Annotated in this window: 16 protein-coding genes and 1 pseudogene; 13 read left to right on the forward strand and 4 right to left on the reverse strand. The window is 62.6% G+C overall.

The genetic code is table 11. From position 1 onward, the window contains the following. Positions 1 to 152: 152 nt before the first annotated feature. On the reverse strand, positions 153 to 1,301 hold the full coding sequence (mltB, locus tag BVER_RS19475) for a lytic murein transglycosylase B (RefSeq protein WP_050454706.1): 1,149 nt from the start codon (positions 1,299 to 1,301) through the stop codon (positions 153 to 155). 239 nt (positions 1,302 to 1,540) lie between these two features. On the opposite strand from mltB, the gene BVER_RS19480 reads away from it, so the two are divergent. Continuing rightward, entirely contained in the window at positions 1,541 to 2,464 is a 924-nt protein-coding gene (locus tag BVER_RS19480; protein WP_050454707.1) for a histone deacetylase family protein, read from the forward strand. Here the strand turns inward: BVER_RS19480 and BVER_RS19485 are convergent. Further along, positions 2,461 to 3,345, reverse strand: a complete 885-nt coding sequence (locus tag BVER_RS19485) for an alpha/beta hydrolase (protein ID WP_050454708.1) — start codon at positions 3,343 to 3,345, stop codon at positions 2,461 to 2,463. The two genes, BVER_RS19480 and BVER_RS19485, sit on opposite strands and share 4 nt — an antisense overlap. A gap of 178 nt (positions 3,346 to 3,523) precedes the next feature. Between BVER_RS19485 and BVER_RS19490 the strand changes: the two genes are divergently transcribed. From BVER_RS19490 to BVER_RS19515, 6 genes are all read left to right on the forward strand, one after another. Then, positions 3,524 to 4,558, forward strand: coding sequence for a methionine ABC transporter ATP-binding protein (locus BVER_RS19490; protein WP_050454721.1), 1,035 nt, complete (start codon positions 3,524 to 3,526; stop codon positions 4,556 to 4,558). Beyond that, a complete protein-coding gene (locus BVER_RS19495) occupies positions 4,548 to 5,201 on the forward strand; it encodes a methionine ABC transporter permease (RefSeq protein ID WP_050454709.1) in 654 nt (217 codons plus the stop codon). Before BVER_RS19490 ends, BVER_RS19495 begins: the two co-directional genes overlap by 11 nt. Before the next feature lie 25 nt (positions 5,202 to 5,226). Continuing rightward, positions 5,227 to 6,021 (forward strand): MetQ/NlpA family ABC transporter substrate-binding protein, encoded by a 795-nt coding sequence (locus BVER_RS19500; RefSeq protein ID WP_050454710.1) that lies wholly within the window; start codon positions 5,227 to 5,229, stop codon positions 6,019 to 6,021. A gap of 196 nt (positions 6,022 to 6,217) precedes the next feature. Then, positions 6,218 to 6,967 carry an electron transfer flavoprotein subunit beta/FixA family protein gene (locus tag BVER_RS19505; RefSeq protein ID WP_050454711.1) on the forward strand — a complete coding sequence of 250 codons (750 nt, stop codon included), beginning with the start codon at positions 6,218 to 6,220 and terminating at the stop codon, positions 6,965 to 6,967. Further along, positions 6,967 to 7,902 carry an electron transfer flavoprotein subunit alpha/FixB family protein gene (locus tag BVER_RS19510; RefSeq protein ID WP_050454712.1) on the forward strand — a complete coding sequence of 312 codons (936 nt, stop codon included), beginning with the start codon at positions 6,967 to 6,969 and terminating at the stop codon, positions 7,900 to 7,902. The genes BVER_RS19505 and BVER_RS19510 overlap by 1 nt, the downstream gene beginning before the upstream one ends. A 93-nt stretch (positions 7,903 to 7,995) precedes the next feature. Then, positions 7,996 to 9,786 carry an acyl-CoA dehydrogenase gene (locus tag BVER_RS19515; RefSeq protein WP_050454713.1) on the forward strand — a complete coding sequence of 597 codons (1,791 nt, stop codon included), beginning with the start codon at positions 7,996 to 7,998 and terminating at the stop codon, positions 9,784 to 9,786. A 71-nt stretch (positions 9,787 to 9,857) separates the two neighbouring features. On the opposite strand, the gene BVER_RS19520 is transcribed toward BVER_RS19515, so the two are convergent. Beyond that, the gene (locus BVER_RS19520; protein WP_050454714.1) at positions 9,858 to 11,150 is read right to left on the reverse strand and encodes a D-amino acid dehydrogenase; all 1,293 of its coding nucleotides are present in this window, start codon (positions 11,148 to 11,150) and stop codon (positions 9,858 to 9,860) included. A gap of 153 nt (positions 11,151 to 11,303) precedes the next feature. Between BVER_RS19520 and BVER_RS19525 the strand changes: the two genes are divergently transcribed. Next, the gene (locus BVER_RS19525; RefSeq protein WP_050454722.1) at positions 11,304 to 11,792 is read left to right on the forward strand and encodes an Lrp/AsnC ligand binding domain-containing protein; all 489 of its coding nucleotides are present in this window, start codon (positions 11,304 to 11,306) and stop codon (positions 11,790 to 11,792) included. A gap of 70 nt (positions 11,793 to 11,862) precedes the next feature. Then, a pseudogene (locus tag BVER_RS19530) lies at positions 11,863 to 13,010 on the forward strand (PA0069 family radical SAM protein). Between the two features lie 3 nt (positions 13,011 to 13,013). Here the strand turns inward: BVER_RS19530 and BVER_RS19535 are convergent. Beyond that, on the reverse strand, positions 13,014 to 13,505 hold the full coding sequence (locus BVER_RS19535; RefSeq protein WP_050454715.1) for a TM2 domain-containing protein: 492 nt from the start codon (positions 13,503 to 13,505) through the stop codon (positions 13,014 to 13,016). Positions 13,506 to 13,769: 264 nt separating this feature from the next. Here BVER_RS19535 and rpsP point away from each other — a divergent pair, with 264 nt between their 5' ends. The 4 genes from rpsP (at position 13,770) to rplS (ending at position 16,163) form a co-directional block, all read left to right on the forward strand. Further along, positions 13,770 to 14,024: a 30S ribosomal protein S16 gene (gene rpsP / locus BVER_RS19545; RefSeq protein WP_050454717.1), complete on the forward strand. Its 255-nt coding sequence runs from the start codon at positions 13,770 to 13,772 to the stop codon at positions 14,022 to 14,024. Between the two features lie 93 nt (positions 14,025 to 14,117). Next, entirely contained in the window at positions 14,118 to 14,846 is a 729-nt protein-coding gene (gene rimM / locus BVER_RS19550; protein WP_050454718.1) for a ribosome maturation factor RimM, read from the forward strand. 27 nt (positions 14,847 to 14,873) lie between these two features. Beyond that, a complete protein-coding gene (trmD, locus tag BVER_RS19555) occupies positions 14,874 to 15,644 on the forward strand; it encodes a tRNA (guanosine(37)-N1)-methyltransferase TrmD (protein ID WP_050454719.1) in 771 nt (256 codons plus the stop codon). Positions 15,645 to 15,776: 132 nt separating this feature from the next. Then, the gene (gene rplS, locus BVER_RS19560) at positions 15,777 to 16,163 is read left to right on the forward strand and encodes a 50S ribosomal protein L19 (protein ID WP_050454720.1); all 387 of its coding nucleotides are present in this window, start codon (positions 15,777 to 15,779) and stop codon (positions 16,161 to 16,163) included. The last annotated feature ends 172 nt before the right edge of the window (positions 16,164 to 16,335 follow it).

Genomic DNA, 16,335 nt, shown 5'->3' on the forward strand with positions numbered 1-16,335 from the left:
TGGCATGCCTCGCCTCACATAACCTCAACTTCCCGAACCGCCCGGTGCGGACCCGCACGCCGGGTGGTGTGGCAGGGTGGTGTGGCAGGGGACCGGCCAGCTTGCTGGCCGCCCCTATGCCGATTGCAGCGGTAAAACGCCGAGGCGGTCGATTAGCCGCCCGACATCATGCGCGCCTTTACGGTTTCGCCGAGTTGATACACCGCGAGCGCATAGAAGAAGCTGCGGTTGTAGCGCGTCAGTGTGTAGAAGTTCTTCAGTCCGAGCGTGTACTGCGTGGCCATGCCGGGCGTCGGCAGATCGACGACGGTTAGCGGCGTCGGCGCTTCGGCCTGCACGTTGAGTCCAGGTTGATCGAGCAGCATGCCCGCCTTGGTCAACTGCGCGAGCGACCAGTGCGGCTCCGGCGAACCATCGGCCACAGCCTGCGCGATGCCCTGGCTGCCTTCGTCCGGCGCGATGCGCCAGACCACCGGACGTCCCGTTTCCCAGCCGTTCTGCTTCAGATAATTCGCGACGCTGCCGATGGCATCCGCCGGGCTGTTGCGCAGATCGATGCGCCCGTTGCCGTCGAAATCCACCGCGTACTGCACGATGCTGCTCGGCAGAAACTGCGGAATGCCGATCGCGCCCGTGTACGAGCCGAGCACGCTGGCCGGGTCGATCTGCGAATCGCGCGTCCAGACCAGCAGGTCTTCGAGATTCTTGCGGAAGGTCGCCATGCGTTCGGCGCGATTCGGCGTGTTCGGGTAATCGAAGGTCAGCGTGGTGAGGGCATCGAGCGCGCGGAAGTTGCCCATGTAACGGCCGTAGATCGTCTCCACGCCGATGATCCCGACGATGATTTCCGGCGGCACGCCGAACTGCTCGCTCGCTCGCTGCAGCGCGGCCTGGTTCGCGCGCCAGAACTTCACGCCCGCGTTGATGCGCACCGGCTCGATGAAGCGCGCCTGATACGCCTTCCAGTTCTTCGCGGACGGCGTAGGCGACGGCAGCACCAGTTTCACCGCCGTGGCGGAATAGCTGACATTGTTGAACAGCGTATGAAGCGCGTCGTTGTCGAAGTCGTAACGCGCGACCATGTCGTTGATGAATGCATCGACATTCGGATTTTGCGCGTAACGCTGCGGGATGATTTCTTCTTCGAACTCTTGCCCTTGCGGCGTAGCGGATTGTGGCTGCTGCGATTGCGCGATGGCGCTGCCGCCGGCGAAGGCGCCGAGCGCGCACAGGACGGAAGCGACGAGAACGGGACGCAGCGGCTTGAACGTGTTTCCGAACGGAGCAAACTGAAAAGTCATAGTGTGCGTGGTTGGGGCGATGGAGGATGATGCCGAACTGCAACGGCGAGCGCGGGCCGCGAGCCTGCTTCAAGCGTCGTGGCAGTATAACCGACGCCTCGTGACCGCACGGTCTAAGCGCGGCAAGGCCTCGGCCATTTCGGACGGTGTGGTAACTTAACGTCAAATACGTGGCGCGTGCTCGCGTATGACGAAAAACGACGAGACGAGAGCCGACGAGAGCGGCATTGCGAGACATCATGGCCACCGGCTTCTATTCTCATCCCGACTGCCTGCAGCACGACAACGGCCAATGGCATCCCGAATGTCCCGCGCGTTTGCAGGCCATCGAGGATCAGTTGATCGCGAGCGGTATCGACGGACTCATCGAGCACGAGGAAGCGCCGCTCGCCGGCGAAACCGATCTCGCGCGCGTGCACACGCAGGCGCATATCGATTACATCAAGAGCCGCACGCCCGAACACGGCCGTAGCGAACTCGATCCCGACACGTCGATGTGTCCCGAGTCGTATCGCGCGGCGCTGCGTGCGGCGGGCGCGGCGATCGCCGCCACCGATGCCGTGATCGACGGCCGCTTCGACAACGCGTTCTGCAGCGTGCGTCCGCCGGGCCATCACGCCGAACCGGCGCGCGCGATGGGCTTTTGTCTGTTCAATAACGTCGCGATCGCCGCGCGTCACGCGCTCGACGTGCACGGCCTGCAGCGCGTCGCCATCGTCGATTTCGACGTGCATCACGGCAACGGCACCGAGGCGGCGTTTTCGGGCGATTCGCGCGTGCTGATGTGCAGCTTCTTCCAGCATCCGTTCTATCCGTTCAGCGGCGCGGACAATCACGCATCGAACATGGTCAACGTGCCACTGCCCGCGCGCACGAAGGGCATGGCCGTGCGCGAAGTGGTCGATCTGATGTGGCTGCCGCGTCTCGAGGAATTCAAGCCGCAGATGATTTTCGTGTCCGCGGGCTTCGACGCGCATCGCGAGGACGACATGGCCAACATGGGCCTCGTCGAGGACGATTACGCGTGGATCACCGCGCAGGTTCGCGCGGTGGCGAGGCGTCACGCGCAGGGACGCATCGTCAGTTGTCTGGAGGGAGGATACAACCTGTCGGCGCTCGGACGCAGCGTCGTCGCGCATTTGCGGGCGCTGGCGGAGATCTAGTTCGCGCGATGCGTACGCGCATAGTCCGCGCGTACTCGCGTCCAGTCGATCAGCGCGCGGATCACGCGATCGCGATCCAGATCGTTGAGCGTTTCGTGATAACTCCCGTCGTGGATGGCGAGCGTGCAGTCGGTCGAGCCGGCGTGCGCGTCGAACTCGCGGCTGCCGGCGGGATCGCAGAGCTTGTCCTCGCTGCCGTGGAAGATCAGCAGCGGCAGCGTGATCGCGGCGCACTGGCGGGCGACGCGTTCCATCGCCGCGAGCATTTGCGCGCCGGTGCGCGCGGGAATCGACTCGTGATGCACGAGCGGATCGCGCCGGTTCGCCTCCACCACGCCCGATGCGCGCGACAGCAACGCGGGATCGATCGAAAACGCGGGCAGACGCGGAATCAGCGTGCCGACGATACGGCTCAGCGACGCCTTCCAGCGTGGCGTGCCGCTGCCGGGACGCAAGGCCGGACTCGACAGGATCAGGCCCGCGAAACGTTTCGCTTCGGGGCGCTCGGCGGCGTAAAGCGAGGCGATCAGACCGCCCATGCTGTGGCCCATCAGAAAGAGCGGTGTGTCGGCGGGCGGCGTCGCGGCGCAGGCTTCGAGCAGCACGTCGACATCGCGCAGATAGTCGGTAAACACGCGTACCCACACCCGTTCGCCCGACGATTTGCCGTGTCCGTGCAGATCGACCGCGATCAGTTCGATGCCCGCCATGTTCAACGCAAGCGCGAGGGCGTCGTAACGTCCGGCGTGCTCCGCGAGTCCATGAACGAGCGCGATGCGCGCGACCGGCGTCATCGATTCCGCGGGTTGCCAGCGATGCAGCGCCAGGTCGATTCCCTGCCGCGTCGTGATGGTGCTGGTCGAATAGACGTTTCGGGTCATCGCGTGCCTAATGCCTCCGGGTAATTAGCCGATCCCAAATCATTATTAAACAGAATGAAGGCCATCCTGTAAAATCTGCGGCCAAACTGTACTAAACAGCGGGCAACACACGCACAACGAGCGGCGGCTGGCGGCGCGGGCGCAATGTCCGGCATCGTCCTCCGCCGTTTGCATTTTCATGATCGAAATACGCAACCTTTCGCAGCGTTTCGCCAGTCCTCGCGGCTGGGTCGACGCGCTGACCAACGTCAATCTGACGATTCCCGCCGGCGAAGTGTTCGGCATTATCGGGCGCAGCGGCGCGGGCAAAAGCACGCTGGTGCGCACCGTTAATTTACTGACGCGTCCGGGCGACGGCAACGTGATCGTCGACGGCCGCGATCTCACGACGCTCGGCCGCGACGATTTGCGCGCCGCGCGCCGCGACATCGGCATGATCTTTCAGCACTTCAACCTGCTGTCGTCGCGCACGGTGTTCGATAACGTCGCGCTGCCGCTCGAACTCGTGGGCATGAAGCGCGCGGAAATCGAGGCGACCGTGTCGCCGCTGCTCGAACTCGTCGGGCTGTCGACGCATCGCGACAAGTATCCCGCGCAGATCAGCGGCGGGCAGAAGCAGCGCGTGGGTATCGCGCGGGCGCTGGCGAGCAAGCCGAAAGTGCTGCTCTCGGACGAAGCGACATCCGCGCTCGATCCCGAGACCACGCGCGCCATTCTCGATCTGCTGCGCAAGATCAATCGCGAGCTCGGGCTCACGATCGTGCTGATCACGCATCAGATGGAAGTGATCAAGCAGGTTTGCGATCGCGTCGCCGTGCTCGATGCCGGGCGCGTGGTCGAAGAAGGCCGCGTCGTCGATGTGTTCATGCAGCCGCATCACGAAGTCACGCGCGCGCTGATCGGCGATGTCATCGCGCACGAATTGCCACCTGCGCTGAAAGCGCGCGTGGCCGAGCGTCTCAAGTCGGGCAGCGGTCATTTGCTGCGACTCGCGTTCACGGCCTCGGGCGTCGATCAGCCGATTCTCTCGGAGACGATCCGCCGCTACGAACTGGATTTCAATATCCTGCACGGCCAGATCGACGAGATTCAGGGGCAGGCGTTCGGCTCGCTCGCGGTGCTCGCGGGCGGCCAGCCGGTGAAGGTCGCGGAAGCGATCGAGTATTTGCGCTCGCAAGGCGTCGTGGTGGAGGAGTTGTCCCATGTTGAGTGAAATGTTCGACATGTTCGTCCAGTCGTTCTGGGAAACGCTGATCATGGTCGGCATCTCGGGACTCATCGGCGCGGCGCTCGGGCTGCCGCTCGGCGTGCTGCTGTATCTCACCGATCGCGACGGCGTGCTGCAGAACATCGCGGTGAATCGCGTGCTCGGCGGCATCGTCAATGCGGTGCGTTCGACGCCGTTCATCATCTTGCTGGTCGCGGTGATTCCGTTTACGCGCGTGATCGTCGGCTCGTCCATCGGGACGATGGCGGCGGTCGTGCCGTTGACCATCGCGGCCGCGCCGTTCATCGCGCGTCTCGTGGAAACCGCGTTGCGCGAAGTGGATCGCGGTCTCATCGAAGCCGCGCAGGCGATGGGCGCCACCACGCGTCAGATCGTGTTCAAGGTGCTGTTGCCGGAATCGCTGCCGGGCGTGGTCGCGGGTTTGACGATCACCTTCGTCTCGCTGGTCGGCTATTCGGCGATGGCGGGCGCGATCGGCGGCGGCGGCTTGGGCGATCTGGGCATCCGCTACGGTTATCAGCGTTTTTTGCCCGAGGTGATGATTACCGTCGTCGTCATTCTCATCGTGTTCGTGCAGCTCGTGCAGTCGTTCGGCGACTGGCTCGTGCGCTGTCTCAGTCACAAATAAATCTCCTATAAAGAAGGCCATCCTTATGCGACGTCGTTCCATTCTGAAGTTTGCCGCCGCGCTGTTGAGCGCGACGTTTTTTGCCGGCGCAGCGCATGCCGAAGACGCGATCAAGATCGGCGTGACCGGTGGTCCGCACGCGCAGATCATGGAAGTCGTGAAGCAGGTCGCGGCGAAGAACGGGCTGAAGATCACGGTCATCGAGTTCTCGGATTACGTGCAGCCGAACGCCGCGCTCGCCGCCGGCGATCTCGACGCGAACAGCTATCAGCATCTGCCGTATCTCGATGCGCAGGTGAAGGATCGCGGCTACAAGCTGATCCGCATCGCCGATACGGTCACGTATCCGATGGGCATCTACTCGAAGAAGCTCAAGTCGCTGTCGCAATTGCAGCCGGGCGCGCGCATCGCGGTGCCGAACGATCCGACCAACGGCGGCCGTGCGTTGCTGCTGCTGCAAAAGCAAGGGCTGATCAAGCTGCGCGCCGACGCGGGTCTGAAAGCGACGCCGCTCGATATCACCGACAATCCGAAGAAGCTGAAGATCGTCGAACTCGACGCCGCGCAGATTCCGCGCTCGCTCGCCGATGTCGACGTCGCCGCGATCAACACCAACTTCGCGATGGAAGCGGGCCTCAAGCCGAAGACGGACGCGATCGCCATCGAAGATCCGCATGGTCCGTACGTGAATATCATCGCGATTCGCGCGGCCGACAAGGACAAGCCGTGGGTCGCCAAGCTCGTGTCGGCGTATCACTCGCCGGAAGTGAAGCAGTTCGTCGAAAGCAAGTTCGCGGGCGCCGTCATCACCGCGTGGTAAGCGTTCGGCAGGCACGCGGAGCGTGTCTCCGGGTTTTTTGGGATACTTGATTCGAACGGTCGTTCGATAAAATCGGTCGCAAACCTTTATTGCACTATGAGCGCGACAACCCGGCCCACCCGTTTCGGCGGGGAAGGGCGCACGCGTCGCTCGTATAATGACGTGGGTTGACGTAATCGTAATTTGGAGCGTGTGCATGAAAATTCTGGTGCCAGTCAAACGCGTAGTCGATTACAACGTGAAGGTCCGCGTGAAGTCGGACAACACGGGAGTCGATATCGCGAACGTGAAGATGTCGATGAATCCGTTCGACGAAATCGCCGTGGAAGAAGCGGTGCGTCTGAAGGAAGCGGGTGTCGCGACCGAAGTGATCGCCGTGTCGTGCGGCGTGACGCAATGTCAGGAAACGCTGCGCACGGCGCTGGCCATCGGCGCGGATCGCGCGATTCTGGTCGAATCCGCTGATGAATTGCAGCCGTTGGCGGTGGCCAAGCTGCTGAAGGCACTGGTCGATCAGGAGAAGCCCGAACTGATCATCCTCGGCAAGCAGGCCATCGACGACGACTCGAATCAAACCGGTCAGATGCTCGCCGCGCTGGCAGGCCTGCCGCAAGCGACGTTCGCCTCGAAGGTCGTGGTCGCGGACGGCAAGGCCACCGTGTCGCGCGAAGTCGACGGCGGCGCGGAAACGCTGTCTTTGAAGCTGCCCGCAGTCGTGACCACCGATCTTCGCCTGAACGAGCCGCGCTACGTGACGCTGCCGAACATCATGAAGGCGAAGAAGAAGCCGCTGACGACGGTCAAGCCCGCTGATTTGGGCGTGGATGTCGCGCCGCGTCTGAAGACGCTGAAGGTCACCGAGCCGCCCAAGCGCAGCGCCGGCATCACCGTGCCGGATGTGAAGACGCTGGTCGAAAAACTGAAGAACGAAGCGAAGGTAATCTGATGACGACTCTTGTTATTGCAGAACACGACAATGCATCGATTAAAGCCGCTACGTTGAACACCGTCGCGGCAGCGGCGAAAATCGGCGGCGACGTGCATGTGCTGGTGGCCGGTTCGAACGCACAAGCCGCAGCCGATGCAGCCGCGAAGATCGCAGGCGTAAGCAAGGTGCTGCTCGCCGATGCGCCGCAACTCGCCGAGGGCCTCGCGGAAAACGTCGACGGCACGGTGCTGGCGATCGCGAAAGACTATTCGCATATCTTCGCGCCGGCGACGGCTTACGGTAAGAACATCGCGCCGCGTATCGCCGCGCATCTGGATGTCGCGCAGATCAGCGATATCACCGCCGTCGACAGCCCCGACACCTTCGAGCGTCCGATCTACGCGGGCAACGCCATCGCGACCGTGCAATCGACGGATCCGATCAAGGTCGTCACGGTCCGCGCGACGGGTTTCGATTCAGTGGCGGCGGAAGGCGGCAGCGCATCGGTCGAGAAGATCGAAGCGGCAGCGGATGCGGGCATCTCGTCGTTCGTTTCGCGCGAAGTGACGAAGCTGGACCGTCCTGAACTGACGAGCGCGAACATCATCGTGTCGGGCGGCCGGGGTCTGGGCAGCGGCAACAACTACACCGCGACGCTCGAACCGCTGGCCGACAAGCTCGGCGCGGCGTTGGGCGCATCGCGTGCGGCGGTCGATGCGGGTTACGTGCCGAACGACTATCAGGTCGGTCAGACGGGCAAGATCGTCGCGCCGCAGTTGTATGTCGCGGTCGGGATTTCGGGCGCGATCCAGCATCTGGCGGGCATGAAGGATTCGAAGGTGATCGTCGCGATCAACAAGGATCCGGAGGCACCGATCTTTAGCGTCGCGGATTATGGTCTGGTTGGCGATTTGTTCGCGGTCGTGCCCGAGCTCGTGAAGGAACTCGGTTAAATGTGCGCGTCGTGAAAAACGCATAGAAGAAAAGGGCGCGACGGAGTTGCGCCCTTTTTGCTTTTTGAATTCACGCTGGAGGAGACACACCAGATGAGCTACATCGCTCCCGTCAAGGACATGCTGTTCGTGATGAAGGAACTCGCCGATCTCGACAGCATTGCCGCCATGCCCGGCTACGAGGACGGCAGCTACGACACCGCGCAGGCCGTCGTCGAAGAGGCCGCGCGTTTTTGCGGCGAAGTCGTCGCGCCGCTCAACGTGACGGGCGATCGCAACCCGAGCACGTGGGCGAACGGCGTGGTCACGACGACGCCCGGTTTTAAGGACGCGTTCCGCCAGTTCGCGGAAGGCGGCTGGCAAGGCGTGATGCATCCGTCCGAATTCGGCGGACAGGGCTTGCCGAAGGTCATCGCAACGCCTTGCATCGAGATGCTGAACGCGGCGAACTTGTCGTTCGCGTTGTGTCCGTTGCTGACCGATGGCGCGATCGAAGCGCTGCTCACCGCCGGCACCGACGAGCAGAAGGCGCGCTATCTGCCGAAGTTCATCGAAGGCGAATGGACCGGCACGATGAACCTCACCGAGCCGCAAGCCGGCTCCGATCTCGCGCAGGTTCGCACGCGCGCCGTGCCGCAGGGCGACGGCACGTACAAGGTCTTCGGCACGAAGATTTTCATCACGTACGGCGAGCACGACATGGCGGAAAACATCGTGCATCTGGTGCTCGCGCGCACGCCGGACGCGCCCGAAGGCGTGAAGGGCATTTCGCTGTTTATCGTGCCGAAGTTCCTCGTCAACGAAGACGGTTCGCTCGGCGAGCGCAACGATGTGCATTGCGTGTCGATCGAGCACAAGCTCGGCATCAAGGCGAGTCCGACGGCCGTGCTGCAATTCGGCGATCACGGCGGCGCGATCGGCTATGTGGTCGGCGAGGAAAATCGCGGCCTCGAATACATGTTCATCATGATGAACGCGGCGCGTTTCGCGGTCGGCATGCAGGGCATCGCGGTGGCGGAGCGGGCGTATCAGCAGGCGGTCGCGTATGCGAAGGATCGCGTGCAGAGCCGTCCCGTCGATGGCAGCGCGAAGGAGCCGGTGAGTATCATCCATCACCCGGACGTGCGCCGCATGTTGTCGACGATGCGCGCCTTTACCGAAGGCGCGCGGGCGCTGGCTTACGTCGCGGCATCGCACAGCGATCTCGCGCACGGCCACGCCGACGAGGACACGCGCAAGAGCCATCAGGCGATCTACGAATACCTCGTGCCGATCATCAAGGGTTTCAGCACGGAAATGTCCGTCGATGTCGCGAGCATCGGCGTGCAGGTGCACGGCGGCATGGGTTTTATCGAGGAAACGGGCGCGGTGCAGCATTTCCGCGATGCGCGCATCCTGCCGATTTACGAAGGCACCACCGCGATTCAGGCCAACGACCTGGTCGGCCGCAAGACCGTGCGCGACGGCGGCAAGGCGGCGCAAGCGCTGCTCGCGCAAATCGATCAGACCATCGCGGCGCTCACGGAAGTGGACGGGCAAGCGTTCAAATCGATGCATCGGCATCTGAGCGCGGGCAGTCTGTCGCTGGCGCGGGCCATCGAGTTCGTCATCGCGAAGGTGAAGAGCGATCCGAACGCGGTGTTCGCGGGCAGCGTGCCGTATCTGCGACTCGCGGGCACGGTGCTGTGCGGCTGGCAAATGGCGCGCGCGATGCTCGCATCGCACGCGTTGCTGCGCGAGGACGAGCGCTTCCATACGGCGAAGATCGCGACGGTGGAGTTCTACGCCGAGCATATCCTGTCGCATGCGCCGGGCATCGAGGCATCGATCGTCAGCGCGAAGGGCAAGGAAGGCGTGCTGGCGTTGAGCGAAGACCAGTTCTGATTTCGTTCACGCGTCAAAACGACAACGGCGCCTTCGAGGCGCCGTTGTTCATTTCAAAGCCGTCAGAAAATTCAAGCGTTCGCGTAGCCCGGACGCGCCTTCACGTCGCGCTCGCCGAGATAACGATGCACCGACAGGTCGTCCGCACGGATCGCGGGTTGCTTGCCGGACATCACATCGGCGAGCAATTGACCCGAGCCGCACGACATCGTCCAGCCGAGCGTGCCGTGGCCCGTGTTGAGGAACAGATTCGGAATCGGCGTGCGGCCGACGATCGGCGTGCCGTCCGGCGTCATCGGGCGCAGGCCGGTCCAGAAGGTCGCGCTGGTCGTATCGCCGCCGCCGGGGAACAGGTCATTGACACACATTTCCAGCGTTTCGCGGCGCGCTTGCTTCAGGTTCTTGTCGTAACCGACGATTTCCGCCATGCCGCCGACGCGAATCCGGTCGTCGAAACGCGTGATGGCGATCTTGTACGTCTCGTCGAGCACGGTCGACACCGGCGCGCGTTGCGCATCGACGATAGGCGCGGTGATCGAATAACCCTTGAGCGGGTAGACGGGAATCTTGACCAGGTCGCCGAGCAACTTCGGCGAGTACGAACCGAGCGCGACGACAAACGAATCCGCCTGCACGAGTTCCGCGCCGCACTGCACGCCCGCGATACGGCCGTTGCTGACGGCGAGCGCGTCGATCGGCGTGTTGTAGCGGAACTTGACGCCGAGCGTTTCGACCATCGCCGCGAGGCGCGTGGTGAACATCTGGCAATCGCCGGTTTCGTCGTTCGGCAGACGCAGACCGCCGGTCAGCTTGTGCGACACGGCGGCGAGCGCCGGTTCGGCGTTCTTCAGTTCGTCGGCGGACAGGAGTTCGAACGGCACGTTCGTTTCCTTCAGCACGGCAATATCCTTCGCCGCGCCGTCGAGTTGCTGTTGCGTGCGGAACAGTTGCAGCATGCCGCCGGTACGGCCTTCGTAATGAATGCCGGTATCCGCGCGCAACCCCTGAAGGCAATCGCGGCTGTATTCGGCGAGACGCACCATGCGGCCTTTGTTGACCGTATAGCGATCTTGCGTGCAGTTGCGCAGCATCTGCCACATCCACTGAAGCTGGTTCATCGTGCCGTCGAGACGGATGGCCAGCGGCGCGTGCTTCTCGAACATCCATTTCATGGCCTTGAGCGGCACGCCCGGCGCGGCCCACGGCGATGCGTAGCCCGGCGAAATCTGCCCGGCATTCGCGAAACTCGTCTCCAGCGCGGGACCGGACGCGCGATCGATAACCGTGACTTCATGACCCGCGCGCGCGAGGTAATACGCGCTGGTCACGCCGACGACGCCGCTTCCGAGAATAACGATACGCATTGAGTTCTCCATCCCGATTCGGTGAAACGCCCGTATGCTCGTTCGTTAAGTGGTTCAACGCAGCCAACGGAAGTTTGTATAGTGTTATCGCCTATGTTATTGATGTCGATATAGTTTTAGTTATTGTATTTGGATGATTTTCAGGAAAAACACATGAGAACCCAGCGTAATCCGGTCCGCGCGCTCGACAAACTCGATCACAAGATCCTGAACATCCTTCAGCAGGACGGCCGGATCGCGATGAAAGACCTCGCCGAGCAGGTCGGACTGTCGGTGACGCCGTGCATCGAGCGGGTGAAACGCATGGAGCGCGACGGCGTGATCATGGGTTATCACGCGCGGGTGAATCCGGCGCAGTTGGGCGCGGCGTTGCTGGTGTTCGTCGAGATCACGCTGGATCACAAGAGCGGCAACATGTTCGAGCAGTTCCGCCGCGAAGTGCAGAAGATTCCCGAGGTGCTCGAATGTCACCTCGTATCGGGTGATTTCGACTATCTGATCAAGGCGCGCATCGGCGAAATGGCGGATTACCGGAAGCTGCTCGGCGACATCCTTTTGCAATTGCCGGGCGCGGTGCAGTCGAAGAGCTACGTGGTGATGGAGGAGATCAAGGAGACACTGTTCATTCCGGTCGAATCCTGAATCCGGCAGTTGCGGCCACGCGTAGATACTGTATATTTATACAGTACTGTTTCCAATGCAATGTGCCGCGATGTCCGATTCCGACCACGAATTTCCTGTAGCGCCGCCCGCGCCGCTCAAGGGGCGTGGCGCAGTCACGAACATGCAGGGCCGCTACGAAAAAGACGCGCGCGAACGCGTGGACGACGGCTGGCTGCACGTCTCTGAGGACGAGGACGACAGCAGCGCGCCGCCGCTGCGCACGCAGATTTTCGAGGAGCGCGCGAAAAGCATCCTCACGCATAACAATTCGCCGGATATTCCGTTCGGCGTATCGCTGAATCCTTATCGCGGCTGCGAGCATGGGTGTATCTACTGCTTCGCGCGGCCGACGCACAGTTATCTCGGGCTATCGCCGGGACTGGATTTCGAAAGCCGTATTTACGCCAAGATCAACGCGGGCGAACTGCTCGAGCGCGAGCTCGCCAAGCCGAACTACCGGCCGGAGCCGATCGCGCTGGGCGTCAATACCGATGCGTATCAGCCGGTCGAGCGCGATCTGAAACTCACGCGCCGCGTCATCGAAATTCTCAAGGAGTGCGGGCATCCGTTTGCCGCAATCACCAAGTCGTCGCTGATCGAGCGCGATATCGACCTGCTCGCGCCGATGGCCGAGCGCGGGCAAGTCATCGCGGCCATCACCGTCACGACGCTCGACGCCGATATCGCGCGCACGCTGGAGCCACGCGCGGCCACGCCGTCGCGTCGCTTGCGCACGATTCGCACGCTCGCGGACGGGACGCGGGCATTCCGGTGGGCGTGAGCATCGCGCCGGTCATTCCGTTCGTTACCGAGCCGGATATGGAGCGCGTGCTGGAAGCATGCGCCGAGGCCGGTGCGACCAGCGCGAGTTACATCGTGCTGCGTCTGCCGTGGGAGGTCGCGCCGCTGTTAAAGGACTGGCTCGCCGCGCATTTTCCGGATCGCGCGGATCGTGTGATGAGCCGCGTGCGCGATATGTGCGGCGGCAAGGACTACGACTCGGGCTTCGCGAAGAGCATGAAAGGCGAGGGCTTGTGGGCCGATATGCTCAAACAGCGTTTCAGCAAGGCGGCGAAGCGTCTGGGCATGAACGCGCGGATGCGCGGCATTCTCGATATGTCGGAGTTCCAGAAACCGGTGATCGAAGCGGCCAGGCGGCCCGCCGCGCCGCCGAACCCGCAACTCGATCTGTTCTGACGCTTACTGGGAAAGGGTTTTGGCCGCTTCGACCTGACCTTCGAAATAGGTCTGGAAAGTGAGCGCGAGGCCGGTCATCAGCAGGAACGCGCCGAACAGCAGCGAGAAAATCACCACGAAAATGACGGTCCAGCCGGAGTCGCTCTCGCGGTTCGTGTGCGCGTTGAACTGCGCGTCCCATTTGGCATCGGGGCGCAGACCGTAGACGATCGCCGACAGATACGCCGCCAGCAGCGATACCGCGCCGGGCAGGGCGAGCATCCAGCCGAGAATCGACGCGCGTTCGGTGGCGGCGAGCAGCAGAAAGCCGATCGCGCCCGCAATGATGCCGACGATATGCGCCCAGCCCCATTTGTCGCGCATGCCGTACAAATAGAAGCGATGCAGCCCGATATAGCCGAACAGGAAGGCGAGCGCCGCTGTCAGCGTCTTCGAGCGGAAATAGGACGGAGCCGGCCGGGAGCCGTGTTTTGCGTCGACGGACAAGGAAGTCATCGGTGAATGCTGTGTCTGAAAGCGGACGCGAGATCGATCTGCGCGCGGAGCGGTGATTTTACGCTGCTCGTCGCCGCCTCCGACAGAAAGTCACAGTGTCGCACCCGCCGTGCGACGCTTTTCTCGCGCGCGGACGCATATCAAAAAACGCCGCGCGCAACGCCGCACGCGCAAAAATTGCGTTAAGTGTTTGTTAGAGCGTTGGAATCCGGCTATAATTGCCTGTTATCGTAGTTCCGAACCCCGGTTTTCAAGGATTTCAGCATGGTCATCATCCGCTTGGCTCGTGGCGGCTCGAAGAAGCGCCCGTTCTACAACATCGTCGCAACCGATTCGCGTAGCCGTCGTGACGGCCGCTTCATCGAGCGCGTGGGTTTCTACAACCCGGTCGCCACCAAGGGCGAATCGCTGCGTATCGCTCAGGATCGCCTGACGTACTGGCAAGGCGTTGGCGCGCAACTGTCGCGGACCGTCGAGCGTCTGGTCAAGCAAGCTGCCGCTGCGCAGCCGGCTGCCTAAGCGGTCTGTTCGATCGCGGCGGTGCGCGTCGTCTCATGACGCGATCGCCGAATCGTTGTAAATCTGCCTAAAAGTTTGCCTAAAGGTTCGCTGATGTCCGCGCGTGATCCTCAAAACGGCCGCGAAGGCGCATCCAGCCAGCCGAAGCCGGGGCAAGATGCAGGTGCCGCCACGTTTGGCGCGTTTGCCCGCAAGCCGGGCACGCGCCGCGTGGCGGCGGATGTTTCAGGCGCGCAAAAGCCTGAAGCCAAGTCCGACGCCGTCATCGAAACGGTCGTGGCGCTGCCTGAAGATGCCGTGGAAGTCGGTTATATCGCCGATGCCTACGGGCTCAAGGGTTGGGTCAAGATCGTGCCGCACGCGAACGGCAAGCTGGGCGGCGATGCGCTGCTCACGGCCAAACGCTGGTGGTTCGCCAAAGGCGGCGAGCGCAAGTCCGCGCGCTGTCTGCAGTCCAAGGTCCACGCCGATACCATTGTCGCGCGGCTGGCGGGTTGCGACGACCGCAATGCGGCGGAGACGCTGAAGGGTTACACGGTGCATATCGCCCGTGGCGACTTTCCGAAGCTCGACGACGAAGACGAATTTTACTGGTTCGATCTGATCGGCCTGGATGTCGAAAACGAAGCAGGCGTGGCCTTGGGCCGCATCGCCGACATGATCGACAACGGCGCGCATTCCATCCTGCGGATCGAGTATCCGGCCACGAAGGATGGCAAGCCCGTCACCGGCGAGCGGCTTATTCCGTTCGTCGGCGTGTATGTGAAGACGGTGGACCGGGCGGCGAAGCGTATCGTCGTCGACTGGGATGCCGATTACTAAACAGCATCCGCAAGACACGGGAGAGCGATGCAGTTCGATATCGTGACGCTCTTTCCCGAGATGTTTCGCGCACTGACCGACTGGGGTATCACCAGCCGGGCGGTGAAGCAGGAGCGGTTCGGTCTGCGTACGTGGAATCCGCGCGATTTCACCACGGACAATTATCGCACCGTCGACGACCGTCCTTACGGCGGCGGCCCCGGCATGGTCATGCTGTCGCGTCCGCTGGAAGATTCGATCGCGGCGGCCAAGTCGGCGCAGCGCGAGCAGGGCATCGAGTCGACGCGCGTGGTCATGATGTCGCCGCAAGGCGCGCCGTTGAACCACGACCGTGTGATGCAGTTCGCGCAGGAACCCGGTCTGGTGCTGCTGTGCGGCCGCTACGAAGCGATCGATCAACGTCTGGTCGACCGTGTCGTGGACGAAGAAGTCAGCTTGGGCGACTTCGTGCTGTCGGGCGGCGAATTGCCGGCCATGGTGCTGATCGATGCCGTCGTGCGTCATCTGCCGGGCGTGCTGAACGACGCGCAATCGGCGGTGCAGGACAGCTTCGTCGATGTATTGCTGGATTGCCCGCATTACACGCGTCCCGAGGAATATGAAGGTGCGCGCGTGCCCGATGTGCTGCTCGGCGGCCATCACAAGGAAATCGACGCCTGGCGCAGGCGCGAAGCATTACGCAACACGTTCAACAAGCGGCCCGACCTGATTCAACGGGCGCGCAGGCAAAAGATGTTGAGCCGTGCCGACGAGGCATGGCTCGCGGAACTCGCGAAGGACGCGTCGAAGTCTGAATAGACGGAGAGCGGACTGCGGGACAGGGGGTGTCGTGAGAATCGGCGCCTGAAGCAAACCCATCCTCTACCGGGGCCTATTCAAGCGCGAAAGCGCGGGAACATAACTCCGGCAAGATGGCACAAGGAGTCAGTAATGAATCTGATTGAACAACTCGAGAAGGAAGAGATCGCCCGCGTCCTCGGCGAAAAGACCATCCCCGACTTCGGTCCGGGCGACACGGTCATCGTCAACGTGAACGTGGTCGAAGGTACGCGTAAGCGTGTCCAGGCTTACGAAGGCGTCGTGATCGCCAAGCGTAACCGTGGCCTGAACTCGAACTTCATCGTCCGCAAGATTTCGTCGGGCGAAGGCGTCGAGCGTACGTTCCAGACCTACTCGCCGCTGCTCGCGAGCATCGTCGTGAAGCGCCGTGGCGATGTCCGTCGCGCGAAGCTTTACTTCCTGCGCGAGCGTTCGGGCAAGTCGGCTCGAATCAAGGAAAAGCTGGTCACGAAGGATCGTGGCGCTTTGGCCGAGTAATCGAGCAGAAGTTGCTGCACCGCAGTACCGAAAAAGCCCGCATCTGCGGGCTTTTCTTGTGCGCCCAGCATGGGCGCACTCTTGCGGGTGCAAGTCGCGCGGCAAGTTGACCACAGCGAGCGAAGTGAAGCGCAACTGCGGAAGGGCGACCGACCGTGGGGAGGAAGCGTGG

It is taken from the genome of Candidatus Burkholderia verschuerenii (genome assembly GCF_001189365.1).
Classification (GTDB): Bacteria; Pseudomonadota; Gammaproteobacteria; order Burkholderiales; family Burkholderiaceae; genus Caballeronia; species Caballeronia verschuerenii.